This window comes from Streptomyces sp. TSRI0107 (assembly GCF_001905845.1).
GTDB lineage: Bacteria > Actinomycetota > Actinomycetes > Streptomycetales > Streptomycetaceae > Streptomyces.
In genome coordinates, this window is sequence record NZ_LIVZ01000006.1 from 366,214 (window position 1) to 391,777 (window position 25,564).

Annotated in this window: 21 protein-coding genes; 9 read left to right on the forward strand and 12 right to left on the reverse strand. The window is 72.3% G+C overall.

The window, feature by feature from the left end:
* Window positions 1–99: 99 nt before the first annotated feature.
* Together AMK31_RS18235 and AMK31_RS18240 are read right to left on the reverse strand one after the other, a co-directional pair.
* On the reverse strand, window positions 100–1,461 hold the full coding sequence (locus tag AMK31_RS18235; protein WP_073941596.1) for an MFS transporter: 1,362 nt from the start codon (window positions 1,459–1,461) through the stop codon (window positions 100–102).
* Between the two features lie 33 nt (window positions 1,462–1,494).
* On the reverse strand, window positions 1,495–1,932 hold the full coding sequence (locus AMK31_RS18240; RefSeq protein ID WP_073941597.1) for a MarR family winged helix-turn-helix transcriptional regulator: 438 nt from the start codon (window positions 1,930–1,932) through the stop codon (window positions 1,495–1,497).
* A gap of 149 nt (window positions 1,933–2,081) precedes the next feature.
* Between AMK31_RS18240 and AMK31_RS18245 the strand changes: the two genes are divergently transcribed.
* Window positions 2,082–2,270, forward strand: a complete 189-nt coding sequence (locus tag AMK31_RS18245) for a ribbon-helix-helix protein, CopG family (RefSeq protein ID WP_107468645.1) — start codon at window positions 2,082–2,084, stop codon at window positions 2,268–2,270.
* Between the two features lie 10 nt (window positions 2,271–2,280).
* Here AMK31_RS18245 and AMK31_RS18250 read toward each other — a convergent pair whose 3' ends face one another.
* Window positions 2,281–3,732, reverse strand: coding sequence for an NCS2 family permease (locus AMK31_RS18250; protein WP_073941598.1), 1,452 nt, complete (start codon window positions 3,730–3,732; stop codon window positions 2,281–2,283).
* Window positions 3,733–3,845: 113 nt separating this feature from the next.
* Here AMK31_RS18250 and AMK31_RS18255 point away from each other — a divergent pair, with 113 nt between their 5' ends.
* Both AMK31_RS18255 and AMK31_RS18260 read left to right on the forward strand, forming a co-directional pair.
* Window positions 3,846–4,112 (forward strand): DUF2530 domain-containing protein, encoded by a 267-nt coding sequence (locus AMK31_RS18255; RefSeq protein WP_073941599.1) that lies wholly within the window; start codon window positions 3,846–3,848, stop codon window positions 4,110–4,112.
* Window positions 4,113–4,142: 30 nt separating this feature from the next.
* Entirely contained in the window at window positions 4,143–6,530 is a 2,388-nt protein-coding gene (locus AMK31_RS18260; RefSeq protein ID WP_073941600.1) for an HAD-IC family P-type ATPase, read from the forward strand.
* A gap of 15 nt (window positions 6,531–6,545) precedes the next feature.
* Here the strand turns inward: AMK31_RS18260 and AMK31_RS18265 are convergent, their stop codons facing one another.
* From AMK31_RS18265 to AMK31_RS18285, 5 genes are all read right to left on the reverse strand, one after another.
* Complete coding sequence (locus AMK31_RS18265) at window positions 6,546–7,451, reverse strand: hypothetical protein (protein WP_073941601.1); 906 nt, start codon at window positions 7,449–7,451, stop codon at window positions 6,546–6,548.
* A 160-nt stretch (window positions 7,452–7,611) separates the two neighbouring features.
* A complete protein-coding gene (locus AMK31_RS18270) occupies window positions 7,612–8,538 on the reverse strand; it encodes a hypothetical protein (protein WP_073941602.1) in 927 nt (308 codons plus the stop codon).
* 13 nt (window positions 8,539–8,551) lie between these two features.
* The gene (locus AMK31_RS18275) at window positions 8,552–9,319 is read right to left on the reverse strand and encodes a calcium-binding protein (protein WP_073941603.1); all 768 of its coding nucleotides are present in this window, start codon (window positions 9,317–9,319) and stop codon (window positions 8,552–8,554) included.
* 204 nt (window positions 9,320–9,523) lie between these two features.
* Window positions 9,524–12,652, reverse strand: a complete 3,129-nt coding sequence (locus AMK31_RS18280; RefSeq protein ID WP_073941604.1) for a sacsin N-terminal ATP-binding-like domain-containing protein — start codon at window positions 12,650–12,652, stop codon at window positions 9,524–9,526.
* A gap of 1,058 nt (window positions 12,653–13,710) precedes the next feature.
* Window positions 13,711–14,637: a DUF3027 domain-containing protein gene (locus tag AMK31_RS18285; RefSeq protein ID WP_073941605.1), complete on the reverse strand. Its 927-nt coding sequence runs from the start codon at window positions 14,635–14,637 to the stop codon at window positions 13,711–13,713.
* 363 nt (window positions 14,638–15,000) lie between these two features.
* Here AMK31_RS18285 and AMK31_RS18290 point away from each other — a divergent pair, with 363 nt between their 5' ends.
* From AMK31_RS18290 to AMK31_RS18305, 4 genes are all read left to right on the forward strand, one after another.
* Complete coding sequence (locus AMK31_RS18290) at window positions 15,001–16,380, forward strand: MFS transporter (RefSeq protein ID WP_073941606.1); 1,380 nt, start codon at window positions 15,001–15,003, stop codon at window positions 16,378–16,380.
* Window positions 16,381–16,442: 62 nt separating this feature from the next.
* Window positions 16,443–16,919, forward strand: coding sequence for a DUF2771 domain-containing protein (locus tag AMK31_RS18295; RefSeq protein WP_073941607.1), 477 nt, complete (start codon window positions 16,443–16,445; stop codon window positions 16,917–16,919).
* A gap of 14 nt (window positions 16,920–16,933) precedes the next feature.
* Window positions 16,934–17,647 carry a futalosine hydrolase gene (locus AMK31_RS18300; RefSeq protein WP_073941608.1) on the forward strand — a complete coding sequence of 238 codons (714 nt, stop codon included), beginning with the start codon at window positions 16,934–16,936 and terminating at the stop codon, window positions 17,645–17,647.
* Window positions 17,637–18,485 (forward strand): 1,4-dihydroxy-6-naphthoate synthase, encoded by an 849-nt coding sequence (locus tag AMK31_RS18305; RefSeq protein ID WP_073941609.1) that lies wholly within the window; start codon window positions 17,637–17,639, stop codon window positions 18,483–18,485. The genes AMK31_RS18300 and AMK31_RS18305 overlap by 11 nt, the downstream gene beginning before the upstream one ends.
* A 16-nt stretch (window positions 18,486–18,501) precedes the next feature.
* Here the strand turns inward: AMK31_RS18305 and AMK31_RS42135 are convergent, their stop codons facing one another.
* Window positions 18,502–18,885 (reverse strand): cold-shock protein, encoded by a 384-nt coding sequence (locus AMK31_RS42135; protein ID WP_073941610.1) that lies wholly within the window; start codon window positions 18,883–18,885, stop codon window positions 18,502–18,504.
* Window positions 18,886–19,049: 164 nt separating this feature from the next.
* On the opposite strand from AMK31_RS42135, the gene AMK31_RS18315 reads away from it, so the two are divergent.
* Window positions 19,050–19,319, forward strand: coding sequence for a hypothetical protein (locus tag AMK31_RS18315; RefSeq protein WP_073941611.1), 270 nt, complete (start codon window positions 19,050–19,052; stop codon window positions 19,317–19,319).
* Here the strand turns inward: AMK31_RS18315 and AMK31_RS18320 are convergent.
* The 3 genes from AMK31_RS18320 to AMK31_RS18330 all read right to left on the reverse strand — a co-directional run bounded on the left by AMK31_RS18320 (window position 19,277) and on the right by AMK31_RS18330 (window position 22,726).
* The gene (locus tag AMK31_RS18320; RefSeq protein ID WP_073941612.1) at window positions 19,277–19,930 is read right to left on the reverse strand and encodes an HAD family hydrolase; all 654 of its coding nucleotides are present in this window, start codon (window positions 19,928–19,930) and stop codon (window positions 19,277–19,279) included. The two genes, AMK31_RS18315 and AMK31_RS18320, sit on opposite strands and share 43 nt — an antisense overlap.
* A gap of 104 nt (window positions 19,931–20,034) precedes the next feature.
* Window positions 20,035–21,030 (reverse strand): hypothetical protein, encoded by a 996-nt coding sequence (locus AMK31_RS18325; protein ID WP_073941613.1) that lies wholly within the window; start codon window positions 21,028–21,030, stop codon window positions 20,035–20,037.
* 100 nt (window positions 21,031–21,130) lie between these two features.
* Window positions 21,131–22,726, reverse strand: a complete 1,596-nt coding sequence (locus AMK31_RS18330; RefSeq protein WP_107468646.1) for a substrate-binding domain-containing protein — start codon at window positions 22,724–22,726, stop codon at window positions 21,131–21,133.
* Between the two features lie 194 nt (window positions 22,727–22,920).
* Here AMK31_RS18330 and AMK31_RS18335 point away from each other — a divergent pair, with 194 nt between their 5' ends.
* Window positions 22,921–25,479 carry a helicase-associated domain-containing protein gene (locus AMK31_RS18335; protein ID WP_073941614.1) on the forward strand — a complete coding sequence of 853 codons (2,559 nt, stop codon included), beginning with the start codon at window positions 22,921–22,923 and terminating at the stop codon, window positions 25,477–25,479.
* The last annotated feature ends 85 nt before the right edge of the window (window positions 25,480–25,564 follow it).

Genomic DNA, 25,564 nt, shown 5'->3' on the forward strand with positions numbered 1-25,564 from the left:
ACGTCGAACGTCCCGGAGGATCGCCGGCCGGGGCCGGTGCCCGCCCGGAGGGTGTGAGCCCCCCGGGAGGACGCGGCGGACGCGGCGGACGCGGCCGGGTCACGCCGCCGTGGCCAGCTCCTCCTGCCGCTCGCGCGGCACGAAGCGGACCGTCGGGTGGCCGTGGCTCCAGCCGAGGGCGAGGCGCAGGCCGCCGGTGCGGGCCAGGACGAGGCCGATCGTGACGGCGGCCAGGGCGGCGATCGCGCCGCCGGCGGCGAGGCCGACGCGGGCGCCGTAGGTGTCGGTGATCCAGCCGACGATGGGGGCGCCGACCGGGGAGCCGCCGAGGAACACCATCATGTAGAAGGCCATCACGCGGCCCCGCATGGCCGGGTCGGTGGCCATCTGGATGCCGGTGTTGGCGGTGACGTTGACGGTCATGCCGAAGACGCCGAGCGGGATCATCAGCAGCGCGAACATCCACAGCTGCGGCGTCACCGCGGCGAATATCTCGACCGTGCCGAAGACCAGCGCGGCGGCGCTGAGCACCCGCATCCGGGCCGTGCCGCGCCGGGCGGCGAGCAGGGCGCCGGTGACGGAGCCGACCGCCATCAGGGTGTTGAAGAGGCTGTAGGTGCCGGCTCCGGCGTGGAAGACGTCGTCGGCGAAGGCGGAGAGGTAGACGGGGAAGTTGAAGGCGAAGGTGCCGACGAACCCGACCAGCACGATCGGCCAGATCAGCTCGGGGCGCCCGGCGACGTAGCGCAGGCCTTCACGGAGCTGGCCCTTGCCGCGCGGGGCGCGTTCGACGACGTGCAGTTCGCGGGCGCGCATCAGCAGCAGCCCGGCGATGGGCGCCACGAAGGACAGGCCGTTGAGCAGGAACGCCCAGCCGGTGCCGACGCCGGTGATCAGGATGCCCGCGACGGCGGGGCCGATCAGGCGGGCGGACTGGAAGTTCGCGGAGTTCAGGCTGACCGCGTTCTGCAGCTGGCCGGGGCCGACCATCTCGCTGACGAAGGACTGCCGGGCCGGGTTGTCGACGACGGTGGCGAGGCCGACGGCGAAGGCGGCCACGTACACGTGCCACACCTCGACCTGGCCGGTCAGGGTGAGCGCGGCGAGCGCGATGCCGGTGAGGGCCATCGAGGTCTGGGTGACCAGCAGGGTGGGCCGCTTGGGGAGGCGGTCGACGAGGACGCCGCCGTACAGGCCGAAGAGCAGCATCGGCAGGAACTGCAGCGCGGTGGTGACGCCGACGGCGGTGGCGGAGCCGGTGAGGCTGAGCACCAGCCAGTCCTGGGCGATGCGCTGCATCCAGGTGCCGGTGTTGGAGACGACCTGGCCCATGAAGAACAGGCGGTAGTTCCTGATCCTCAGGGAGGAGAACATGGAGGCCTTACGGGGGGCCTCAGGGGCGGATGCGGGGTCGGGGGTGGTCGGTGCGGGGGCGGAGTCTGCTCCGGATCCCGTACTCAAAAGGGTTCGCCTCCTCCAAGCGACGGCTGCTGACTACAGGTGCGCGAGCTTCTCCAGCACGGGGGCGGCGGCGCGCAGCTTGGCCCACTCGTCCTCGTCGAGGCCCTCCACCAGGGTGGCGAGGAAGGCGTTCCGCTTTCTACGGCTTTCCTCGAGCATCGCCTCGGCCTGTTCGGTCGGGGTGACCACCTTCTGGCGCCGGTCCTCGGGGTGCGGCTCCAGCCGGACCAGTCCCTTGGCCTCCAGCAGCGCGACGATGCGGGTCATCGACGGCGGCTGGACGTGCTCCTTGCGGGCGAGTTCGCCCGGCGTGGCCCTGCCGCAGAGGGACAGGGTACCCAGCACCGACATCTCGGTGGGGCTCAGTGACTCGTCGACCCGCTGGTGCTTCAGCCGACGGGAGAGCCGCATGACGGCGGATCGCAGGGAGTTCACGGCGGCTACGTCGTCGCCATGGCTAAGGTCCGGCATGTTCTTTAGCGTAACTCATTACTCTCGCTAAGGACCAGTCGGGACACGCATGCATGCCCGTGACACGCGCCACGAAAACCCCACCGTCACCCGAACGGGTGGCCCGGAAGCGAAATGTCACGCACCACCCTGGTGCGCCCCCGACCCTCATGTTCATGGGGACCAGCGTGCTCAGCCTGCGGATAGACGGGGAGCTGCTCGAACGGCTCCGCCACCACGCGGCGAAAAGAGGAATGAGCGTCCAGGACTATGTCGTCCGGACGCTCATTCGGGATGACTTCGACGAGCGCTTCCAGGCCGCCGTCGAGGAGACCGAGAAGTTCTACGGGGTCACCTGACCCCCGGCCGTCACGTGAGGCCGAGAGCCGGCATCAGGTAGTAGAAGGCGAACACCGCCGACACCACGTACATCGCCGCCGGGACCTCCCGGCCCCGCCCGGCCGCCAGGCGCAGCACCGCGAAGGTGATGAAGCCCATACCGATGCCGTTGGTGATCGAGTAGGTGAACGGCATCATCAGCATCGTCACGAAGGCCGGGATGGCGATCGTGTAGTCGGTCCAGTCGATCTGACCGATGGAGCCCGCCAGGATCAGGAAGCCGACCGCGAGCAGCGCCGGGGTGGCCGCCTGGGACGGGACCATCGTGGCGACCGGCGTGAGGAACAGGGCCACGGCGAACAGACCGCCGGTGACGACATTGGCGAAGCCGGTGCGCGCGCCCTCGCCGACACCGGCCGTGGACTCCACGAACGCGGTGGTGGCGGAGGAGGAGCTGGCGCCGCCCGCGGCGACCGCGATGCCGTCGACGAACAGGACCTTGTTGATGCCGGGCATCTGGCCCTGGGCGTCGGTCAGCTTGGCCTCGTCGCTGACGCCCATGATCGTGCCCATCGCGTCGAAGAAGCACGACAGCAGCACGGTGAAGACGAACAGGATGCCGGTCAGCACGCCGACCTTCTCGAACCCGCCGAACAGGCTGACCTGGCCGACCAGGCCGAAGTCGGGGGTCGCGACCGGGTTGCCGGGCCACTTCGGGGTGGTCAGGCCCCAGGACGGCACCTTGGCGACGGCCTCGATGACCACCGCGACGACCGTCATGGCGACGATCGAGATCAGGATCGCGCCGGGCACCTTGCGCACGATCAGCGCGAGGGTGAGCAGGGTGCCGAGGATGAAGACGAGCACCGGCCAGCCGTTGAGGTGGCCGTCGGCGCCGAGCTGGAGCGGGACGGTGGTCTGGGCGGCGTCCGGGATCCGGGAGACGAACCCGGAGTCGACCAGACCGATCAGCATGATGAACAGGCCGATACCGATGGAGATGGCCTTGCGCAGGCCGAACGGCACCGCGTTCATCACGCGCTCCCGCAGACCGGTGGCGACCAGCAGCATCACCACGAAGCCGGCCAGCACCACCATGCCCATGGCGTCCGGCCAGGACATCCGCGGGGCGAGCTGGAGGGCGACCACCGAGTTGACGCCGAGACCGGCGGCGAGCGCGATCGGGACGTTGCCGACGACACCCATCAGCAGGGTGGTGAACGCGGCGGTCAGAGCGGTGGCGGTGACGAGCTGGCCGTTGTCCAGCTGGTTGCCGTACATGTCCTTCGCGCTGCCGAGAATGATCGGATTCAGCACGATGATGTACGCCATCGCGAAGAAGGTGGCGAGACCACCACGGACCTCGCGCGCCAGGGTGCTGCCACGCTCCGAGATCTTGAAGTAGCGGTCGAGGGCGCCGTACGCGGGCGCCTTGCCCGGCTGCTGGGGCGCGGGGACCTTGGCGGGGGCCGAGGTGGGCATTTGTTAGTTCCTACGAACAGAAGCGGTCAAAGGCAAACGGTTTCAGTATGAACATATAACTTCCACGATCGCCATCTCCGCGCGTAGACCTGATCAGCTCCTACACTGTTCGCATGGCGAAATGGACCCCTAGGCACGAGGCGCCGGAGCCCCTGGAGGGCCCCGTGGTCGCCACCATCACCGGCGGCACGATCCTGTGGTTCGTCCTCTTCCTGGTCCAGCTCCCCTTCTACGGCTGGTTCGACGACCACGGCCACACCTGGTGGCTGTGGACCTGCCTGGCCGGCGGCGGCCTCGGCCTGATCGGCATCTGGTACGTCCGCAAGCGGGACGCCGCCATCAAGCGGGCGGCACGGGAGGACCACGCATTCGGCGGGTGAAGGGCCAAATCCGCACGTAACGTCGAATGCATGACGCACATCGACGCGGGTGCCCACCTCCGCTCCGCGCGCCCCGCGCCCACGTCGGCGGGCGGGCTGACGGCCGCGGAGGTCACCGAGCGGGTGGCGCGTGGGCAGGTCAACGACGTGCCGGTGCGCAGCAGCCGGTCGATGGCCGACATCGTCCGGGCGAACGTGTTCACCCGGTTCAACGCGATCATCGGCGTGCTCTGGGTGATCATGCTCTTCGTCGCGCCGATCCAGGACAGCCTGTTCGGCTTCGTCATCCTCGCCAACACCGGGATCGGCATCGTCCAGGAGTGGCGGGCCAAGAAGACCCTCGACTCGCTCGCCCTGATCGGTGAGGTACGGCCCACCGTGCGGCGCGACGGGATCGCCGCCGAGGTCGGCACCTCCGAGATCGTGCTGGACGACCTCCTGGAGATCGGGCCCGGCGACAAGGTCGTCGTCGACGGGGTGTGCGTCGAGGCCGACGGCCTGGAGATCGACGAGTCACTGCTGACCGGCGAGGCCGACCCGGTCGTCAAGCGCCCCGGCGACCCGGTCATGTCCGGCAGCTTCGTGGTCGCGGGCGGCGGCGCGTTCCAGGCCACCAAGGTGGGCCGGGAGGCGTACGCCGCGCAGCTCGCCGAGGAGGCCTCCCGGTTCACCCTCGTCCACTCCGAGCTGCGCTCCGGCATCTCCACGATCCTCAAGTACGTGACGTGGATGATGATCCCGACCGCGATCGGCCTCGTCATCAGCCAGCTCGTGGTGAAGGAGACCGCCTTCAAGGACTCCCTCGCCCGCACCGTCGGCGGCATCGTCCCCATGGTCCCGGAAGGCCTGGTGCTGCTCACCTCGGTCGCCTTCGCGATCGGTGTGATCCGGCTCGGCCGCAAGCAGTGCCTGGTCCAGGAGCTGCCCGCCATCGAGGGCCTGGCCCGCGTCGACACCGTCTGCCTGGACAAGACCGGCACCCTCACCGAGGGCGGCATGGACGTCACCGAGCTGCGGTCGCTGAACGGCCACGAGGAGCCGTACATACGGCAGGTCCTCGGCGCGCTCGGCGAGTCCGACCCGCGCCCCAACGCCTCGCTCAAGGCCATCATCGACGCCTGCCCGGACGCCGAGGACTGGCGCTGCATCGAGTCCCTGCCGTTCTCCTCCGCCCGCCAGTACAGCGGCGCCGCCTTCAGCGAGGGCGACGGCGAGACCAGCACCTGGCTGCTGGGCGCCCCCGACGTGCTGCTGTCCGACGACGACCCGGCCCTCGGCGAGACCGAGCGGCTGAACGAGCGGGGCCTGCGCGTGCTGCTGCTGGCCCGCGCCGCCGGCGACCTGGACGCCCCCGACGTCACCCGGGGAGCCAAGCCCGCCGCCCTCGTCGTCCTGGAGCAGCGGCTGCGGCCCGATGCCGCCGACACCCTGCGCTACTTCGCCGAGCAGAACGTCCGCGCCAAGGTGATCTCCGGCGACAACGCGGTGTCCGTGGGCGCGGTGGCGGGCAAGCTGGGGCTGAGCGGCACCGTGGTGGACGCGCGTCGGCTGCCCTCCGACCGGGACGGCATGGCGACCGCCCTCGACGAGGGCACGGTGTTCGGGCGGGTCACCCCGCAGCAGAAGCGGGACATGGTCGGGGCGATGCAGTCCCACGGGCACACGGTCGCCATGACCGGCGACGGCGTGAACGACGTGCTCGCGCTGAAGGACGCCGACATCGGCGTGGCGATGGGCACCGGTTCGGAGGCGACCCGGGCGGTGGCGCAGATCGTGCTGCTGGACAACAGCTTCGCCACCCTGCCGTCGGTGGTCGCTGAGGGTCGCCGGGTGATCGGCAACATCACGCGCGTGGCGACCCTGTTCCTGGTGAAGACGGTCTACTCGGTGCTGCTGGCGATCCTGGTGGTCTGCTGGCAGGTGGAGTACCCGTTTCTGCCCCGCCACCTCACGCTGCTCTCCACCCTGACGATCGGCGTCCCGGCCTTCTTCCTGGCCCTCGCGCCCAACAAGGAGCGGGCGAGACCCAACTTCGTGCGGCGTGTGATGCGGTACGCGATCCCGGGCGGGACGCTCGCCGCGCTGGCGACGTTCGCGACTTATCTGATCGCCCGCCGGTACTACACGGGGCCGGGCGCGCTGGACGCGGAGACCAGCGCCGCCACGCTGACGCTGTTCCTGATCTCGATGTGGGTGCTGGCGATCATCGCCCGCCCCTACACCTGGTGGCGGATCACGCTGGTCGCGGCGATGGGCGCGGGGTTCCTGGTGGTGCTGGTGGTGCCGTGGCTCCAGGAGTTCTTCGCGCTGAAGCTGGTCGGCGTGACGATGCCGTGGATCGCCGTGGCCGTGGCGGCGGGAGCGGCGGCCGCCCTGGAGTTCCTGTGGAGATGGGTCGACCGCCGCTTTCCCGCGTAGGGCGTGGCCCGGGGCCTACTGCACGTCGACGAAGTCACCCGCGGCGTTGACGGCCGGGGTGGTCGTGGTGCCCGCGAAGCTGTAGCGGTAGTAGCCGTCGACCGAGGCCTTGACCGTGGTCTTCAGGTTGCCCGTGGAGTCCGTCGTGATGGTCTTCACGTCGGTGTAGGTGCTGGAGTCCTTCTTACGGAACTGCAGCTTCACCGACTGGTTGGTGTACCCGGCGTACTTGTGGGTCTCCCAGTTCGCCCGCGACAGCTTGCCCGTGACGGTGAGGGTGGCACCCTTCTTCACCGGCTCCGGGGAGGCGTTCACGGTCAGCTGGGAGTTGCGCTGCACCAGCGTGGTGCCGAGGCTGCCCTGGTCGGCGTAACCGACCTTGGTGATGTCGAAGTCGAAGCCGTCCGGGTCCTGGCCGTTGTACGCGATGGCCAGGGCCGCGCCCTTCCAGGTGCCCGCGTCGGAGTTGAGCAGGTCGTCCTGGGCCGGGTAGATGTCGACCTTGCCGGTGCAGGTGGCGGCGGTCGCCGAGGTGGCGGTGCACTTGGCCGGGTTGTTGCCCATCAGCGGGACGGCGGACGGGGCGTCGAAGCTGCCGCGGTAGAGGTAGGGGCCGGTGACGAAGTCGTCGGCCTTGATGTCGACGTCCGCACCGTGGGTCAGCGTGTAGGTGACCGTGGTGGAGACCTGGTTGGTGGTGCCGACCTTGATGGCCTTGGCGACCTTGAAGTTGGAGAAGGTCACGTCGAGGTCGTACGGCTGTCCCGGGGCGCGGTCGGATCCGGCCCGGGCGATCTTCGCGGCGTCGGCGCGGTAGTCGCTGTCCTGGGCGGACCCGCCGGCGGCCTGCGCGGCCGGGACGGCGAGAGCGGAGAGGGCCAGGGCGCCGGTGACGGCGGCCACGGTGGCTCGTATGCGCATGCGTTCCCCAAGTGAATGATCGTGGAGTCGAGTCATGACTCACGTGATCAGATGGCGGTGGAGGGCGCCGGGTTGCCCGGCGGTCGTACGACGGCCGAAAAAGTGCCGAAAAAGTACGGCCCCGGATGGATTCCGGGGCCGTGCGGGTGCTGCGGGGTGCTTACTTCACGTCGACGAAGTCACCCGCGGCGCTGACGGCCGGGGTGGTCGTGGTGCCCGCGAAGCTGTAGCGGTAGTAGCCGTCGACCGAGGCCGTGACCGTGGTCTTCAGGTCGCCGGTGGAGTTCGACTTGATGGTCTTGACCGTGGTGTAGGTGCTGGTGCCGTTCTTGCGGAACTGCAGCTTCACCGACTGGTTGGTGTAGCCGTGGTACTTGTTGTCCTCCCAGTTGGCCCGGGAGAGCTTGCCGGTGACGGTGAGGGTGGCGCCCTTCTTCACCGGCTCCGGGGAGGCGTTGACCGTCAGCTTGGAGTAGCGCTGGAGGCGGGTGGTGGCCAGGTTGTCGGCCTCGGTGTAGCCGACCTTGCTCCAGTCCGGCTCTTCCTCGTTGATCTGGTCGTTCCAGTCGATGGCGAAGCCGACGGCCTTCCAGCTGGTGGCGTCCGCGTTGATCAGGTCGCCGTAGGCCGGGTAGATGTCGACGGTGCCCTTGCACGAGTCGGTCGTCGCGGACGTCTCGGTGCAGACCGGGTAGTCGTCGCCGATCAGGACGTTGACCGGGTTGTCGAGCGAGCCGCGGTAGATGAACACGTCCATCTCGAAGTCGGCCGCGTTCACGTCGATGTCGGCGGAGTGCGTCACCTTGAAGGTGACCGGCACGGTGACCTTGTTGGTGGTGCCGACCTTGATCGGCTTGCCGCTGTTGATCTTCACGCCGGAGAACGTGAGGTCCAGCGCGTAGGGGTCGCCGTCCAGGGCGGTGAACGGGGTCTTCGTCGCCTGCGCGGAGGCGGCCTCGTGGGCGGCCAGCGCGGTCGCGACCCGCTCGGCGCGGTCGGCGCCGCCGGTGGCGTGAGCGGCCGGCGCGACGGCGGCGGCGAGGACGAGGGCGCCGGAGACGGCGGCCACGGTGGTGCGCATACGCATGTGTTTCCTCACATCACTTCACGTCGACGAAGTCGCCGGTGGCGTTGACTGCAGGGGTGGTCGTGGTGCCGGCGAAGCTGTAGCGGTAGTAGCCGTCGGCCGACGCCGTGACCGTGGTCTTCAGGTCGCCGTAGGAGTTCGTCTTGATGGTCTTCAGCGTGGTGTACGTGCTGGTGCCGTTCTTGCGGTACTGCAGCTTCACCGACTGGCCGCTGTAACCGGCGTACTTCAGGGACTCCCAGTTGGCCCGGGTCAGCTTGCCCGTGACGGTGAGGGTGGCGCCCTTCTTCACCGGCTCCGGCGAGGCGTTGACCGTCAGCTTGGAGGCGCGCTGGAAGTTGAAGGACCCGGCCTTCTCCTTCCAGATGTAGTCGCCGTCGTTGGCGTCGATCCACGCGTCGACGTACCAGGTGCCGGCGCTGGCGTTGCTGAGGTAGTCCACCTTCGGGTCGACCACCACGGAGGCGGTGCAGGTGGAGGTGGTGGAGCTGACCTCCGTGCATGTCGGCTTGTCCGTGATGAGGAAGCCGTAGCCGGGGCCTTCGAGCGTGAACTCTTCGGCGCCCGCGATGCCCGAGTCGTCCTTGGCGGTCACGCTGACCTTGATGGTCTTGGCGGCGGAGATGCCCACGGACGCCTTGTTGTCGCCGTCGACGACGACCTTGGTGATCGTGGTGTCGCCGTACCCGCCGTCCCGCGTGTCGGCCTGGGCGGCCGGGACGGCGACGACCGAAAGTGCCAGGGCGCCCGTCAGGACGCCGAGGGTGGCACGCATGCGCATGTGTCTTCCCCGTGGAGAGAAAGGGGCCCCTGCCGCCTGTCGTGCCGCGTGGCGCGTGAGGTGCTGTGGGGCCCGATCGATCACTGAGCCTGTTGACTCAGGTGATCAGATCCGCGACGCATGCGAATGGTTGTACGGCCGGTGAGAAATTTGTGCGAGAAATTTGCAAGTCCTCGCCGGCCGTACCCGAGCCCCGGTACCGGCTCAGTCGAACCAGCGGTCCCGCGCCAGCTCCTCCGTCCGCGACGGGTCCTCCAGCAGTGCCGCGACCTCGAAGCGGCGCGGCCACTGCCCGGCCGCCCAGGCGAGCCCGGCGGCCACGCCCTCCAGGGTGGCTGCGTGCAGGACGCCGTCGTCCGTGAGACGCCAGTCGATCTCCACGCCGTCGACGACCAGCTCCTCGTGCTCGACGTACGAGCCGGGCGTCCGCGCGCCGAGCAGCACCCGCACCGACTCCGGTACGTCGTGCTCGGTGCCCTCGCTCGTCACCTCCCCGGTGACGGACTCGCTCAGCCGCCGCACCTGGAACAGTTCGGCCAGCTCGGCGGCCCGGCTCGGCCGGACCGGCAGCAGCGGCACCCCGCCGGTGAACGGCAGCAGGTCGGGCGAGTCGACGACGACCGCGTCGGCCGCGTCCACCACCTCCACCCGCCCGTCCACGACGGCCCGCACCTCGTCGGGCAGGGTGACCTGCTCGGGGTCGAGGTCGGCCAACGCCCCGTACAGGCCGTGCAGTTGGGCGGCGCCGACGTGCCGTTCCGGGTCGGCGAGCCGGTCCAGCAGCTCAGCCGCGCCGCCGGGCTCGTCCAGCAGGGCGGCCACGGAGGTGCGCACCCCGAGCGCCCGCAGCACCTGCTCGTCGTCGAAGCCGGTCGCGTCGGCCTCCTCGTACAGTCCCCGCAGCAGCGAATCACCGCCGGCGGCAAGCAGACCGGCGGGCCGGCGCCCGTCGAGCACCGGGTGCCCGCGCAGCCACCACGCCGTGTACGGCCGTACCACCTCATGGGTGCCGTCGGGCAGCAGCATCCGCACCGGCTGGGTGAGCGCGTCCCGCAGCGGCGGCTGCGCGAGCAGGGCCAGGGCCTGCGGCCACTTGTCGTCGTCGACCAGGTCCAGATCCCGTACGGCGACCAGCTCGGTCGCGACCGGCGGCACCGGCGTGTCCGGGAAGCGGTCCAGGATGTCCTCGCACCACACGTCCACGGCGTCCAGCAGCCCGGGATCGTCGGGCTCGGCGTAGTCGCCCTCGCGGGGCTCCAGCTCGTCCGGGTCGAGGACGACGTCCGTGGCCCGCACCAGCGCGAAGTTCACCAGGACACCGCACGCGGCGAGCGGGGCCTCACCGAACCGCTCGGCCAGCTCGGCGTCCACGTGGGCGAGTTCGCCCTCCCGCATGACCCGCGCGAACGGGCTGCCCGGGAACACCAGCTCACCGGCCGGGGCCGGCTCCCCCTCCTCGTCCGGCAGCGCGAGAGCGCCCAGCCAGGGCTCGTCCCCCGGCTCCAGACCCGCGTCCCGGACCAGGGTGAGCACGACGTCCGCCAGCTCCTCGGCGTCCAGGGAGTCCTCCTCCCAGGCGCCGCCGCCCTCGTCGTCGAGAGAGCCGGCGACGGCGGCCCGCACCTGCGGCGTGGTCAGCACGGCACGCGGGGTCGCCGGGAGGGCACCCAGCTTCTCCAGCAGCGGATGGGTGGCGTCCGGATGCGCGACCTTCAGCCCGAGCCGGGCGAGGACGTCGGCCTCGATCCCCGCGGAGTCGGCGGTCGGCAGCAGCACCCGGCGCGGCCCGATCGTCGTCCGCCCGTCGGCCAGCGGCACGGGAAGCCCGGACAACCGGTCCGGGTCGACCCCGGCAAGACTGTCGTACAGCCGCCACCACCAGCCGGCCTCCTTCTCCAGCCCCGCCAGCCGGTCCACGGCGTCGGTCAGCGACACCCGGGCCACACCCAGCGTCCGCAGCTCCGCCCGCCGCTCCAGCCCCGCCGGCAGCAGCGTCGGCAGCACCTCGGCGAGCACCCGCACCGTGTCGGCACCGGCCCCCTCGACGACCTCGGCGTCCCGGGGCCGCAACGACTCCGGCAACTCACTGTCGCCGTCGGCGGGCGGCACGGCCGGCGGCAGGAAGGACGTACGCGGCAACCGCTCGATGATCGCCTGCCGCAACGCCCCGTCCAGCTCGCCCTTGCCCAGCGGCCCCGGCACCAGATCGATGATCCCGGCGGTCACCGGCCGCCAGTCGGCGAGCAGCTCGGCGTACGCGTCGGCGGCCCGCTCCACGAGGAAGTCGGTCAGCGGCCCGGAAGCGGCGTGCCGCCGGGTCGTGTCGAGCGGGAAGGAGGCGATGAGCAGCGCGGGCACGCCGAGCGGCTCGTCGCTGGGCGTCGGCGCGTGCACGACGGGACTGGTCCGGGGCCGCGCGGGCGCACCGCTCTCCCGGTCCACGGGAACGGCCCAGGTCACCGACCAGTACGGCCGCAGCCGCTCCTCGACGGGACGGTCGGCGAGCAGATCGGGCGTGAGCGGCCCGTGCGCGGAGGAGGTCCGCCAGGTGGTGCCCCCGTCCCGCGAGTCCTCGACGACGGTGAAGGCGCCCTCGGTACGGCGGAACAGGGTGCGCGGGGCGTCGTCCCCGATCTCGACGACGACCTCCCCCAGCCCGGGCAGGGCCAGCAGCAGCGCGTCGTCGACCGCGTGCAGCAGCCGCTCGGCGAGATCGGCGGCGGGCGTGTCACGCAACGGCAGGATGACGGCGGTGTCGTACGGCTCCGGAGCCCGCCCCTCCGCCGCGAACGGCAACCGCAGCAGCGGCACATGCCCGTCACGCCGCCGGATCTCGTCACCCAGCCCCGGACTGTGCCGCGCCACGTCGGCGGCGAGATCCCGGGCCTCGGCGAGCGACCAGCGCACCCCGCCGTACCGCCCGACGACAGCGGGCTCGTCGGTCACGGACAGCACGGCGGCGAACCCGACACCGAACCGCCCGACCGCGCTCTCGTGCGTCTCCCGCTTCGCCGAAGCCCGCAACGTGGCCAGCGACTCCACACCGGCCGCGTCGAGCGGAGCCCCGGTGTTGGCGGCGACCAGCACGCCGTCGCGGAGGGTGAGCCGCAGCCGCCCGGGCACCTTCGCGCGCGCGGCGGCATCGGCGGCGTTCTGCGCCAGCTCGACGACGAGCCGGTCCCGGTACCCGCCGAGAACCAGATCCTCCTCGGCGTTCGCGTCCTCCCGGAACCTCGCCGGACTGGTCGCCCACGCGTCCAACACCCCGCGCCGCAGCCGCCCCGTCCCGAACGGATCGGCCCCCTCGGCCGCCGGCCGCACGTACTTGCTCACGTTGCCTTCTCCTCCTCGACGAGAGGACGAAGGTACCGCGAGCGAGGGCCGCGCCCGGCCCCGGGACGCGTGGGCCGGCAACGGCCGGGGAACGCCGGGGAACGCCGGGGAACGCCGGGGAACGCCGGGGAACGCCGGGGAACGCCCCAGGCCGTTTACGCGGAGGTCACTCGATGAGTTGCCGTTGGGGCCGCCCGCTTCTTGGTCAGTGTCGTGCTTCCGCGCCCCGAGTAAAGGGCGCTTCACTCCGCTGCGCTGCGTTCCGCGTCGCCTTCGGCGATGGGCCTTTGGCCCACCCTTGACTCGGCTCGCTCCAGCACGGGTGAGAAGCGAGCGGGCGGCCCGGAGAGGCGGTGGCCCTCTGCCGGTCTCCGGCACGGTGGGCCGGCCGGTTGACCGGCGGGCGTGGGGCGCGTCAGCGCCGCGGGGGCACGCCGGGAGCGGCTTAGCGGCTATCGGCTGGTGGGCAGGGCTGGTGGGTGGGGCTGGTGGGCGGGGGCTGGTCGGCCCCTTGTTTTCTGCGCGGTCGGTGGTGGTTCGTTGGTGGTGTTGGAAGCTTTGGGACACCGGGTGAGGAGCGCGGCCTTCGGTATCAGCAGGGGGTGGCCCTGGCAGGGTGGCCCAAAGGTACCGATTGACCCCTGCCCTGCCCCGCCCCGCTCCGCCGGGCCCTGCCGCCCCCCACCGGCGGACAGCCGCTAGGCCGACCCGGCGTGCCGGCGAGGCGCTGACGCGCACCCCCAGCCCCCACCCACCGGTGGCCGCTCAGCCCACCCGGTGTGCCCCTGCGGCGCTGACGCGCCCCCGACCCCGGCCCGCATCCCAGCCAACACGCACGGCATCTCCCTGGGCCCCCGTCTCTCCGGGCCGCCCGCTCGCTTCATCCCCGGGCTGGAGCGGCCCGAGTCAAGGGTGGGCCGCAGGCCCATCGGCGGAGCCGACGCGGAGCCGCAGGCGTAGCGCCCTTTACTCGGGGCGCGGAAGCACGACACTGACCAAGAAGCGGGCGGCCCCAACAGCCACATCCAACCCCCGCCCGGCAGCAATCACCGCCACCGTTACGAGTGACCCAGCTCCGCCGTCTCCTCGTCCGACATCTCCGGTACCGAGCCCGAGTCGCGGGCCGGGCGCAGGGGGAACGGGTCGACTCGGGTTTCGTCGATGACCGGCGGGGCCGGCCTCGGGGGCTTCGGCATGATCGCTGCTTCGGAGTGGCCGCCGCAGCCGTAGGAGAGGGAGACCACTCGGCCGTCGGCCGGGGAGAACTCGTTGGCGCAGACGCCGAAGGCCTGGCCGAGGGAGCCTCCGATGGGGACGAGGAAGCCGCAGCTGACGCAGGACGCGGGGGCCGCCTGGGCCATGGGGGTCTTCGGGCCGTAGCCCTCTTCCCAGCGGTCGGCGGCGACGTGGAGGCCGTAGCGGGAGAGGACGCGGGCGCGGCGCATGCCGAGTTCCTCGGCGACCGCCGCGATGGAGCCGCGGGACGGGGCCTGCGGGAGGTGGGCCGGGGTGCCGGCGGTCACCTCCGCGTCCTCGGCCTCCGCCAGCTCGGCCATGTCCGCGGAGACGGCGGAGTTCGGCGGGGGCTCCTCCTCGCCGGAGAAGCCGGGTTCCAGGCGCAGGTCCTCCGCGTCGGTGGGGAGGAGGTCGCCGGGGCCCATGTCGCCGGGGCGCAGGCGTTCGCTCCACGGCACCCATTCGGGGGCGAGCAGCGCGTCGGGGCCGGGGAGCAGTACCGCCTCGTCGACGGTGACGATCTTCGCGCGGGAGGCGCGGGCCACGGTCACGGCCCAGCGCCAGCCCCGGTAGCCCAGCTCCTTGCACTCGAAGAAGTGCGTGACAACGCGGTCCCCCTCGGAGACCAGCCCGGCGTGCTCGCCGACCACGCCGGGCGCGGCCGCCTCCTCGGCGGCGGCCCTGGCGAGGTCGACGGCCTCGGCGCACAGGCGGTCGGGGGTGCGGCTTCGCGTTGTCGCTGCGCTCACAGGTATCGCTTCTCTCCTACGCCGTCTTACGGGTGCGCCTTGCCTTCAGGCGGTGGGGGCGACGGACGGAGCGGACCTGGGGGCCGCGTCGACGTCCGTGTCCTGTCGCTCTCGGGCGCACCTACGTCATCCATTCTGAGGGATGCCGGTGAGGCGCGCGGCCGAGAACGTTCGCCACGGCGCGCTACGCACGCTACCTGCTCGCGTGCGCTGGGCCTACACCGCCGCTCCTTCTGGCTCCTCTCCGCCTCCCGCTCCGCCCCCCTCCCCCACCCCTCTCCAACCCCCTCCCCCGGCCTCCGTTGCGCCGCCATCCGTGCCGTATGGCCGCTACTCGCACCGATATCAGGGCACTATGACGGAGTGGCAGTGACGAGCCGACGCAGCGGAACGGGCCGGAAGGGCGGCCCGCTGCGTGCGCTGGGGCGTGCCCTGCATTTTCCGTTCACGGGGACCGCGCGCGGTATCCGGAAGGCGACGCACGCGCACGGGGCGGGCGAGTCGGGGCTGGGCAAGCTGATCGAGCTGCACGCGGTGAACGGCGCCGGCGACGTCATGATCACCGTCGCGCTGGCGTCCACGGTGTTCTTCTCGGTGCCCACCGACGAGGCGCGCGGCCGGGTCGCCCTGTACCTGGCGATCACGATGGCGCCGTTCACGCTTCTCGCCCCGGTGATCGGCCCGCTGCTGGACCGGGTCCCGCACGGCCGCCGGGCCGCGATGGCGTGCGCGATGCTGGCGCGGGCACTGCTGGCGCTGGTGCTGTCGGGCGCGGTGATCTCCGGCAGTATCCAGCTGTACCCGGCCGCGCTGGGGGTGCTGGTCGCGTCGAAGGCGTACGGCGTGGTGCGCAGCGCGGTCGTGCCGCGGCTGCTGCCGCCGCAGTTCTCCCTGGTGAAGGCGAACTCCCGGGTCACCCTCGGCGGGCTGCTGGCCACCGGTGTGGCCGCTCCGGTGGGGGCGGGCCTCCAGGCGCTGGGCCCGCGCTGGCCGCTCTACGGCGCTTTTGTGATCTTCGTCGCCGGAACGATCCTCTCCTTCTCGCTCCCGCCGAAGGTCGACTCGGCGAAGGGCGAGGACACCGCGCTGCTCGCGGCGGACGCGGACCATCTGCACGGCCCGCACCGCAAGCCGGTCAAGCGGCCGGGGCTGCGGACGGTCGGCATCGCCGTGACCCACGGCCTGACCGTGAACGCCGCGATCCGCTGTCTGGCCGGGTTCCTGATCTTCTTCCTGGCGTTCCTGCTGCGCGAGCATCCGATGAGCGGGCAGAGCGCGGCGGTGTCGCTGGGCATGGTGGCCGTCGCTGCGGGCGTCGGGAACGCCTGCGGTACGGCGGTGGGTGCGGCGCTGAGGGCCCGCGCGCCGGAGATCATCATCGTCACGGTGGTCGCGGTGGAGCTGGGTGTGGCGATCACCGCGGCGGTGTTCTTCAGCGCGTTCCTGGTGGCCGCTCTCGCCGCGGTCGCCGGGTTCGCGCAGGCGCTGGCCAAGCTGTCGCTGGACGCGCTGATCCAGCGGGACGTGCCGGAGCAGGTGCGCACGTCGGCGTTCGCCCGCTCGGAGACGCTGTTGCAGATGTCGTGGGTGCTGGGCGGGGCGATCGGTATCGCGATGCCGCTGAACGGCTCGCTCGGCCTGGCGGTCGGCGCCGGTGTGCTGGCCGTCGGCTGGGTGACGAGCGTGCGCGGGCTGCTCCGCTCGGCACGGCGGGGCGGGAGGTCGCGCACGCGAGTGGCGTAACCCACGCCACGGCTCGTACCCCACCCGGGCGGTGATCCTTATGCGACCGATAGCCTTCGGCCATGACCACGCTGCAATCCGTTGTGCGACGCCGCCGCGCCGTCGCCGCCGCCGGCGCCGTTTCCGCCGGACTGCTCGTTCTGTCGGCTTGCGACAAGCCGACGCCGATGTCGACGATCACCGTCGGTTCGAACTCGGTCAGCGCCGAGGCCGTCTGCTACAACGACGGCAAGGCCCTCGACAGCAAGTCGCTGGAGAAGTGCACCACGGACAAGTCCGACGTCAAGACGATCGAGCTGGGCCAGGACGAGACGGTCCGCCTGGGTGTCGACCCCGAGATCGCGGACACCGGCTGGACGGTCCTGGTGAACGGCCGGCAGCTGACCGACTACAGCAAGAACACCTACCGCACCATTCCGGGCAGCGTGTTCTTCAACATGCAGTACGGCACCCAGGGCACCACCAACACGGTCTCCATCCGGGAGGGCGAGAAGGCGGCCAAGGGCGTCTGGACGTTCAAGCTGAAGCAGGCCTCCTGACCGGGTCCCGCCCCATGCGTGTCCTCGTGGCCACCGCCGTCCCCGCCGAACGGGACGCGGTGGCCCGGGCCTTCACCGGATCCGACGGGTCCACCGGATCCGCCGGGTCCGCTGGATTCGCCGGATTCGCCGGATCCTCCGGACAGGTTCTCGCGGTCGGGGTCGGTCCCGCCCGTGCCGCAGCCGGCACCGCGACCGCGCTGACCGAGGCCGCCCGTGACGGCCGCCCCTTCGGGCTGGTCGTCTCCGCCGGCATCGGCGGCGGCTTCGCCCCCGAGGCGCCCGTCGGCTCGCTGGTCGTCGCCGACGAGATCACCGCGGCCGATCTGGGCGCGGAGACCGCCGACGGCTTCCTGCCGGTCACCGAGCTGGGTTTCGGCACCGTCACCCACCGTCCCCCGGAAACGCTCGTACGGGACGTCACAGCGGCCACCGGTGCCCGCGCGGGCACCGTCCTCACCGTCTCCACGGTCACCGGCACCGCCGACCGCGCCGCGGCCCTGCGCGCCCGGCATCCGCGGGCCCTCGCCGAGGCGATGGAGGGTTTCGGGGTCGCCGAGGCGGCCGCCGTCCACGGGGTGCCCGTGCTGGAGCTGCGGGCCGTCTCCAACCCGGTGGGGCCGCGTGACCGCGCCGCCTGGCGGATCGGGGAGGCGCTGGACGCGCTGGCGGAGGCTTTCGGGAAGCTGGCACCCGTACTGGAAGGTTGGACCCCACATGACCGGTGAGAAGCTGCGGATCGCGTACTCCCCCTGCCCGAACGACACCTTCGTCTTCGACGCCCTGGCCCACGGCCGCGTCCCCGGCGCCCCCGCGCTCGACGTGACCTTCGCCGACATCGACGTCACCAACGGCATGGCCGAGCGCGGCGAGTTCGACGTGCTGAAGGTGTCGTACGCGGTGCTGCCGTACGTCCTCGGCGAGTACACGCTGCTGCCGTGCGGCGGCGCGCTGGGGCGGGGCTGCGGGCCGCTGGTGCTCACGCGGGAGGCGGACGTCGACCTGACGGGGCGTACGGTCGCCGTGCCGAGCGAGAAGTCGACGGCGTACCTGCTGTTCCGGCTGTGGGCGGCCGACACCGTGCCCGGCGGGGTCGGGGAGATCGTGGTGATGCCGTTCCACGAGATCATGCCGGCCGTGCGGGACGGCAAGGTGGACGCCGGACTCGTCATCCACGAGGCCCGGTTCACGTACCGGAACTACGGGCTGCACAAGCTCGCCGACATGGGCGAGCACTGGGAGAGCACCACCGGGCTGCCGATCCCGCTGGGCGCCATCATCGCCAAGCGGTCGCTGGGCGCGGACACGCTGCGCCTGCTCGCCGACTCGATCCGTACGTCCGTACGGGCGGCCTGGGACGACCCGGAGGTGTCCCGCCCGTACGTCATGGAGCACGCCCAGGAGATGGACCCGGCCGTGGCCGACCAGCACATCGGGCTGTACGTCAACGAGTTCACCGCCGGCCTGGGCGAGGACGGCTACGCCGCGGTGCGGGGGCTGCTCACCCGCGCGGCGGCCGAGGGACTGCTGCCGCCCCTCGGCCCGGATGCGCTGGATTTCCCGTGACGGCTCCAGCGGCTTCTCACACGTCGAGCTGGTCCGCCACCGCGCGGAGCAGGCCGGCGATCTTCTTGCCGGACGCCTTGTCCGGGTAGCGGCCCTTCTCCAGCATCGGGGTGATGTTCTCGAGGAGGGTCGTCAGGTCCTGGACGATCGAAGCGAGCTCGTCCGGCTTCTTGCGCTGCGCGGCGGCCACCGACGGGGTCGGGTCCAGCAGGGTCACCGACAAGGCCTGGTCGCCGCGCTGACCGGCCACGACGCCGAATTCCACGCGCTGGCCCGGCTTGAGCGTCTCCACTCCGTTGGGGAGAACCGAGGAATGGACGAAGACGTCGCCGCCGTCGTCGCGGGAGAGAAAGCCGAAGCCCTTCTCGCTGTTGAACCACTTGACCTTGCCGGTAGGCACGTCTGTCCTCGTCCTCGTACTCGTCGGAAAACTGCTTCGGAAACGGCTCTTGATAGCACTAGAGCGGGTCGCCACTGACCCGCCGGTACCAAGGCTAATGGTCCCGGGGCAGCTGACAAGACGTCGCCCGGTTGTTCCCTCGCGCTGGGAACTACCCTGGTCCGGTGCGTGACAAAACCCAACCGAATTCCGCCGCGCCCGGTGACCGGCTGGTCCGTGCCGGGGCCGTCGTGTTCTTCCTCGGTGCCGTGGCCACGCTGGTCACGGTGGCCCCGCTGTTCCTCGGCACGACGCCGTTTCCGACGTACATGTTCGCACTGAGCATGCTCATGGGGGTCGGATTTCTGATCGCCGGCGCCGGGGTTCTCCAGTCGGTGGCGGCCGGTCGCCGTCAGGCGCGGGAGGGCTCCGGGGCGTCGGCGCCGTCCAGGTAGGCGGCCAGCCACTCCGGGAACGCGGTCAGGTCGGCGAGGACGACGTCCGTGCCGGCCTCCCGCAGCTCCGCCGCGCCGAACGGGCCGGTGGCCACCGTCACCGAAAGGGCGTCCGCCGCGCGGGCGGCACGGATGTCGCCGGTGTGGTCGCCGACGTAGACGCCCGCGGTGTGCTCGCGCAGGGCCACCGCCTTGGCCTCCGCCCACAGGTCGCCGACCAGCACGTCCGGCTCCAGGCCGAGGTGCTCCAGGTGCAGCTTGGCGTTCGGCTCGTACTTCGCCGTGACGACGATCGCGCGGCCGCCGGACGCCCGTACGGCGGCGATGGCCTCGCGGGCGCCGGGGAGGGCGGGGGTGGCGGTGATGGCGTGCGCCGGATACATCGACCGGTACAGGTCGGCGACGGCCGGGACGTCCTCCTCCGGGAACCAGTTCCGCAGCTCCTCCGTCAGCGGCGGGCCCAGGCGGGTCACCGCGAGGTCGGCGTCGACGAACGTGCCCGTGCGCTCGGCGAGGGCCTGGTAGCAGGCGTGGATGCCCGGGCGGGAGTCGATCAGGGTCATGTCCAGGTCGAAGCCGACGGTGAGGGGGGTGCTCGCGGTGTAGGCCATGTGGGTCATTGTGCCGGGGGCCTGTCGGGGCCGGGCGGGGGCGGGGTGCGCGGCCCGCGGGCTCACCGGCGGAATCCCCTACCGCTCTTTCCTACTGCTCTTCCCTACCGCTCTTTCTGCGAGCGCCACACCAGGAACGCCGCCGACGCCAGCGCCGCGCCCCGCAACACCCACGGCCAGGTCTCCGAGATCGCCGCGCTCATCTCGCCCTCGGCGATCGGGGCGCCCCAGCGGCCCTCCGTGCGGCCCCAGAGCCAGGTGAAGCCGCCCGCGACCGCCAGGCCGGGGAGGAACATGACCGCCCACTTGATCTCGAACTGGGTCAGGCGGCGGGAGATGTAGACGATGAGCCAGCCGAAGGCCAGGACCAGGATGTTGCGGAGGACCGCGCCGGCGACCAGGAGGGCCGCGGCGAACAGGAGCAGGGGATTGCTCCAGGTGCCGGGGGACGGCAGGAACCGGCGGCGGCCTTCCTGAGGCTCCTCCGCCTCCGCGTCCGCCTCCTCCTCGGCCTCCCTCGCTCGCGCCTTCTCCCCGGGCACCTTCTCCTTCTCCCTCGGCGGAGGCTTCAGCAGGTCCGGGATCTCCACGCCGCCGACGAAGCCCGGCACCGCCTCCCCGGCGTCGAAGGGCGTGCCCTCCACCCGCCACCAGTCGGGCTGGACGGCGCTGTCCCCGAGTTCGTGGGCGCCCGCGAGGTGGGGCGGGGCGGGGGCGTCGTCGGCGGCCGGCCGGGGTTCGGCGGGGCGGGGGCGGGGGACGACCCGGCGCAGGCCCTTGGGGAGCCGGCGCTCGCGGGGGGCCGGGGGCTCCGGGTCCCGCTGGACCGGCACGGTCGCGGGCGGCGGCTCCGCGACGGCGTGCTGCGGCCCCGTGCCGCCCGCGGCGGTGACCACGTCGTCGGGGCTGCCGATGCGGTCGATGATGCGGCGGACCGCGGCGGGGCTGTCCACGGGTGCCTTCGCCCGCCGCCGGTCGATCTCGTCCCGCAGCTGGGAGACGAGCCGCATCCGGGTCGCGGAGGGCAGCTGCCGCTGCTGCGCCACGTCGCCGACGCGGCTCAGGTACTCGTAGACGACCTTGTCGCTCTCGATGCCCACGCTGTCCCCTCCGGGGCGGGTGTGCCGGTTGCCGGGTTCCGGATCGCGCCGGATTCCCCGGGGGACGACGTTAGCGCAGGGCCGGGCGGGCGACGGCACGTCAGGTCGGTTCGCACAGGCCCGGCTTGTCCACCTCCGAGCAGAGCCGGGCGTACGGGCCGAGGGTCTCGCGGCCGGCCTCCACGGTGAGGAAGCTGAGGAACGCCTGGGCGAGGGAGCCGTCGGGGGCGCGGCCGTAGGTGTAGGCGTACTCGGTCTCCCAGTACGGGTAGTCGCCCTGCTCCACGCCGGTGAGAGTCGGTTCCTGGCCGTCGATGCGCAGCAGGACCACGCCGTCCTCCCGTTCCGCGCTGCTGACCTCGCTGTAGCCGATGGCGCCGGGGATGTCGGCGGTCATGTCCACCAGCGTGCTGGTCTTGCCGACCTCGCAGGCGCCCCAGGTGGCGGGCGTGAGGGCGGTGCAGTCGGAGACGGTGGGTGCCACCGGCTCTTTGTCGCCGAGGACCCGTTCGACGAGGGCGGTACGAGTGCCGGAGCCGCGGTGTCTGTTCACCAGGTGGACGGGGATGTCCGCGCCGCCGACCTCGGACCAGCGCTTCACCTCTCCGGAGTAGATGGCGCGTATCTGTTCGCGGGTCAGGTCCTCGACGTCCGCGTCCGCGTTGACGACCAGGGTGTACGGCAGGTAGGCGAGCGGGCGGCTGAGCAGGCGGGGGTGGTTGCCGAGGGCCTTGCCGTCGGAGAAGGCGATGTGGTCGGCGAGCCCCTCACCAGGCTCGATCCCGGCGTCCTCGCCGATCCGCTCCAGGTCGTTCAGGCCCTCGGTGCTGCCGCTGAAGGTGTCCGCGGTGACCGGGATGCTGACCTCGGCGCGCCGGCAGCGGTCCGTGTACGCGGCGGCGGCCTTGCGTACGGCGGGCTCGAACGCGGTGGAGCCGTGCAGGTACAGGGTGCCGCCCACGCAGTCCCTGGGGGCGGGTTCGGGGGCGAAGGTCAGGGTGGCCGCCTGGATGAGGACGCCCAGCGCCAGCAGGGTGACGAACACCCAGCCGGGCCTCGACGCGAACCGGTGGCTCTCCGTCCTGGACATCTTGAACTTGACGAACCGGGCGAGCAGGCCGCGTCCGTTGCCGCCGCTGACGTCGGCGCGGAACACCGGGTCGGGGAAGTCCTCCCGCTGGTCGCCGGAGGTGCTCTCCAGGACGGCGAGCACCTTGTAGTGGGCGCGGCGGTTGAGTTTGACCTTGGGCAGCCGGATGAGTCCGGCGCCGTTCTCCTCGCCGTAGCCGAAGCCGCCGACCTCCTCGGTGAAGAAGTCCCGCAGCTCGGGCTGGCTGGGCTCGGTGACGACGGCGCCCGCGACCCGGCGGTACTGGAAGGTGACGCGGATGCCGGTCTTGTCGGACTCGGAGGTGAGGTAGTCGCCCTCGACGATGGGCTGCCAGCCGGCGTTCTCGATCCGCAGCAGGACGAACGACGGGTTGGTGAGGGTGCTGCCGTGGTCGTCGTGGAGTTCGCGCAGCACTCCGGCGTACGGGGAGTGGGCGGTGTCCGTGGCCAGCGTGTCCATCTGCACGCGGTAGCCGAGCCGCTTGCGTCCGACGACCCCGAACTCCCACCCGAACGCGGCGAGGGGCACCACGATGCTGAGGATCGCGATGATCGTGTCGAGGTCCCAATCGATGCCGAGACTCACCGTCGAACTCCCTGAAGTCAGCGCCCGGTTGACGGGGGAGCCTCAGGGTGACCAGTGCGGGCGGAGGGCTGCCAGCGGTGCCGGAAGCGTCCGCGCGGAATTCATCCGGGCGCCATCTGGGAAACGTTCCGTTCGCCCCTCCGGCCCTTGCGCGCGCCTGCTGCCGCGTGCCGCCACCCGCTAACGTTGACCGGATGAGCACCGAGGAGAAGCCCGCGGCCCCCCGGTCCCTCGCGGAAGCGCTCCGCGCCCGGGACGACGCCTCCCTTGCCGCGCTCCTGCGCAGCCGGCCGGACCTCATCACCCCCGTGCCGACGGATCTGACGCAGCTCGCCACCCGCGCGGGGACCCGCGCCTCGGTGGTGCGCGCGCTGGAGCGGCTGGACCGGTTCACGCTGCAGACGGCGCAGGCGCTGGCCGTGGCCTCGGACCCGGCGTCGTACGAGGAGCTGCTCGGCCTGATGGCGGGCGACGACGGTGATCCGACGGTGGCGGCGGCGCTGCCGCGCGCGGTGGGCGTGCTGCGCGAGCAGGCGCTGGTGTGGGGTGGCGACGACCGGCTGCGGCTGGTGCGCACGGCCCGTGAACTGCTCGCTCCGTCCCCGCAGCACCCGTCGCCGACCGGTCTCGGGCCGACGGTGCAGGAGGCGACGGCGGGTATGTCGCCGGGGCGGATCCAGGAGCTGGTGGCGACGGCCGGGCTGCCGTCCACGCACGACTCGGTGTCCGCGGCGGCCTCGCTGACCGGGCTGTTCCGCGACCGCGCCCGGATGCGGGCGCTGCTCGCAAAGGCGCCCGAGGAGTCGCTGCAGGTGCTGGAGCGGCTGGTGTGGGGCCCGCCGTACGGGCAGGTCACGGCGGATCCGGCGCCCCGGCTGCGGTGGCTGCTGGACCGCGGGCTGCTGCTGCCGACCGCGCCCGGCACGGTGGTGCTGCCGCGTGAGGTGGCGCTGCATCTGCGGGCGGGCCGGGCGCACCGGGCGCCGGAGCCGGTGCCGCCGGCCGTGGAGGCGGCGGCCGTGCACCGTCCACAGGTTGTGGACGCGACGGCGGCCGGGCAGGCGCTGACGGCGCTGGCGACCGTCGAGGAGCTGCTGAAGGAGTGGGACGAGGGCGGCCCGGCCGTGCTGCGGGCCGGCGGGCTGAGTGTGCGGGACCTGAAGCGGACCGCCGTCGCCCTGGACGTCTCGGAGCCGGTCGCCGCGTTCTGGGTGGAACTGGCCTACGCCGCCGGGCTGATCGCCTCCGACGGCGAGGCCGACGAGCGGTACGCCGCCACACCCGTCTACGACGAGTGGCTGGAGCGGCCCGCCGCCGAACGCTGGGGCCTGCTCGCCGAGGCGTGGCTGGCGGCCACCCGCACCGCCGGGCTGGTCGGCGGTCGGGACGCCAAGGACCGTACGTTGTCGGCGCTGGGCCCGGGTCTCGACCGCTCGGCGGCCCCGGAGGTACGGCACCGGGTGCTCGCCCTGCTCGCCGGGCTGCCGGAGGGCGCGGCCCCCGACCCCGAGTCGGTGCTGGCCCGGCTGCACTGGGAGCGGCCCGCGCGCGGCGGCCGGGACACCGAGGACGATCTGCGCGGGCGGCTCGCCCGGTGGGCGCTGTCGGAGGCGGAGCTGCTGGGTGTGACGGGGCGCGGCGCGCTGTCCGGGCACGGGCGGGCCCTGCTGGGGGCACCGGCGCCGGAGCCCGCCCCCGCCGGTGAACCGGAGGGCCCGGGCGACAAGCTGCCCGTGCACCACCACCACCGTCATCCCGCCCCGGCCCTCGCCGCCCTCTCCCCCGCCGAGCAGGCCATGGCCACCGCGGCCGCCGTCCGGCTGCTCGGCCCGCTGCTGCCGGAGCCGCTGGACCACGTGCTGCTCCAGGCCGACCTGACGGCGGTGGCGCCGGGGCCGCTCCAGCGGCCGCTGGCGGAGACGCTGGGTGTGCTCGCCGAGGTGGAGTCCAAGGGCGGGGCGACCGTCTACCGCTTCACGCCCGCCTCGGTACGCCGGGCCCTGGACGCCGGCCGGGCCGCCGCCGACCTGCACGCCTTCCTCGCCGAGCACTCCCGTACGCCGGTGCCGCAGCCGCTGGCCTACCTGATCGACGACGTGGCCCGCAGGCACGGCCACCTGCGGGTCGGCGCCGCCTCGGCGTACGTCCGCTGCGACGACGACGCGCTGCTCAGCGAGATCCTCGCCGACAAGCGGTCGGCGGGGCTGCGGCTGCGCCGGCTGGCGCCGACCGTGCTGGCCGCGCAGGCCGATCCGGCGGCGCTGCTGGAGGGGCTGCGCGCGATGGGTTTCGCGCCGGCCGCCGAGTCCGCCGAGGGCGATGTGCTGATCACCCGCGCGCACGCCCACCGCACCCCGCCGCGCACCGCTCCGGAGCCGGTGCCGGACGGTCCCCCGGCGCCCGACGCGACGCTGCTCACGGCGGCGATCCGGGCGATCAGGGCGGGTGACCTGGCCGCCACCGCCCCGCGCAAGCCGAATCCCGGCGCCGCCGCCGCGCCGGTCACCGGCGGCGAACTGCCGCGTACGAGTTCCGCCGAGACCCTCGCGACCGTGCAGGCCGCGGTCCTCACCGGGCAGGCCCTGTGGATCGGCTACGTGAACGCGGAGGGTGCCGCCAGCCAGCGGGTGATCGGCCCGGTGCGGGTCGAGGGCGGCTTCGTGACGGCGTACGACCACACCGCGGACGAGGTGCGCACTTTCGCCCTGCACCGGATCACGGGGGTGGCGGAGCTGGCGGACGACGACGTCTGACGGTCACCCGCGCGGGTGTACGTCGGCGTTCATGCACGCCACGCCGGACACTTCCCACCCATGAGGGAGCTTCCCGGGCCTGTCG

Bases quoted from the DNA above. Each gene is read 5' to 3' on its own strand.
- AMK31_RS18240 (WP_073941597.1), bottom strand. From the start codon at position 1,932: ATGCCGGACCTTAGCCATGGCGACGACGTAGCCGCCGTGAACTCCCTG.
- AMK31_RS18245 (WP_107468645.1), top strand. From the start codon at position 2,082: ATGTTCATGGGGACCAGCGTGCTCAGCCTGCGGATAGACGGGGAGCTG.
- AMK31_RS18250 (WP_073941598.1), bottom strand. From the start codon at position 3,732: ATGCCCACCTCGGCCCCCGCCAAGGTCCCCGCGCCCCAGCAGCCGGGC.
- AMK31_RS18255 (WP_073941599.1), top strand. From the start codon at position 3,846: ATGGCGAAATGGACCCCTAGGCACGAGGCGCCGGAGCCCCTGGAGGGC.
- AMK31_RS18260 (WP_073941600.1), top strand. From the start codon at position 4,143: ATGACGCACATCGACGCGGGTGCCCACCTCCGCTCCGCGCGCCCCGCG.
- AMK31_RS18265 (WP_073941601.1), bottom strand. From the start codon at position 7,451: ATGCGCATACGAGCCACCGTGGCCGCCGTCACCGGCGCCCTGGCCCTC.
- AMK31_RS18270 (WP_073941602.1), bottom strand. From the start codon at position 8,538: ATGCGTATGCGCACCACCGTGGCCGCCGTCTCCGGCGCCCTCGTCCTC.
- AMK31_RS18275 (WP_073941603.1), bottom strand. From the start codon at position 9,319: ATGCGCATGCGTGCCACCCTCGGCGTCCTGACGGGCGCCCTGGCACTT.
- AMK31_RS18295 (WP_073941607.1), top strand. From the start codon at position 16,443: ATGACCACGCTGCAATCCGTTGTGCGACGCCGCCGCGCCGTCGCCGCC.
- AMK31_RS18300 (WP_073941608.1), top strand. From the start codon at position 16,934: ATGCGTGTCCTCGTGGCCACCGCCGTCCCCGCCGAACGGGACGCGGTG.
- AMK31_RS18305 (WP_073941609.1), top strand. From the start codon at position 17,637: ATGACCGGTGAGAAGCTGCGGATCGCGTACTCCCCCTGCCCGAACGAC.
- AMK31_RS18320 (WP_073941612.1), bottom strand. From the start codon at position 19,930: ATGGCCTACACCGCGAGCACCCCCCTCACCGTCGGCTTCGACCTGGAC.
- AMK31_RS18335 (WP_073941614.1), top strand. From the start codon at position 22,921: ATGAGCACCGAGGAGAAGCCCGCGGCCCCCCGGTCCCTCGCGGAAGCG.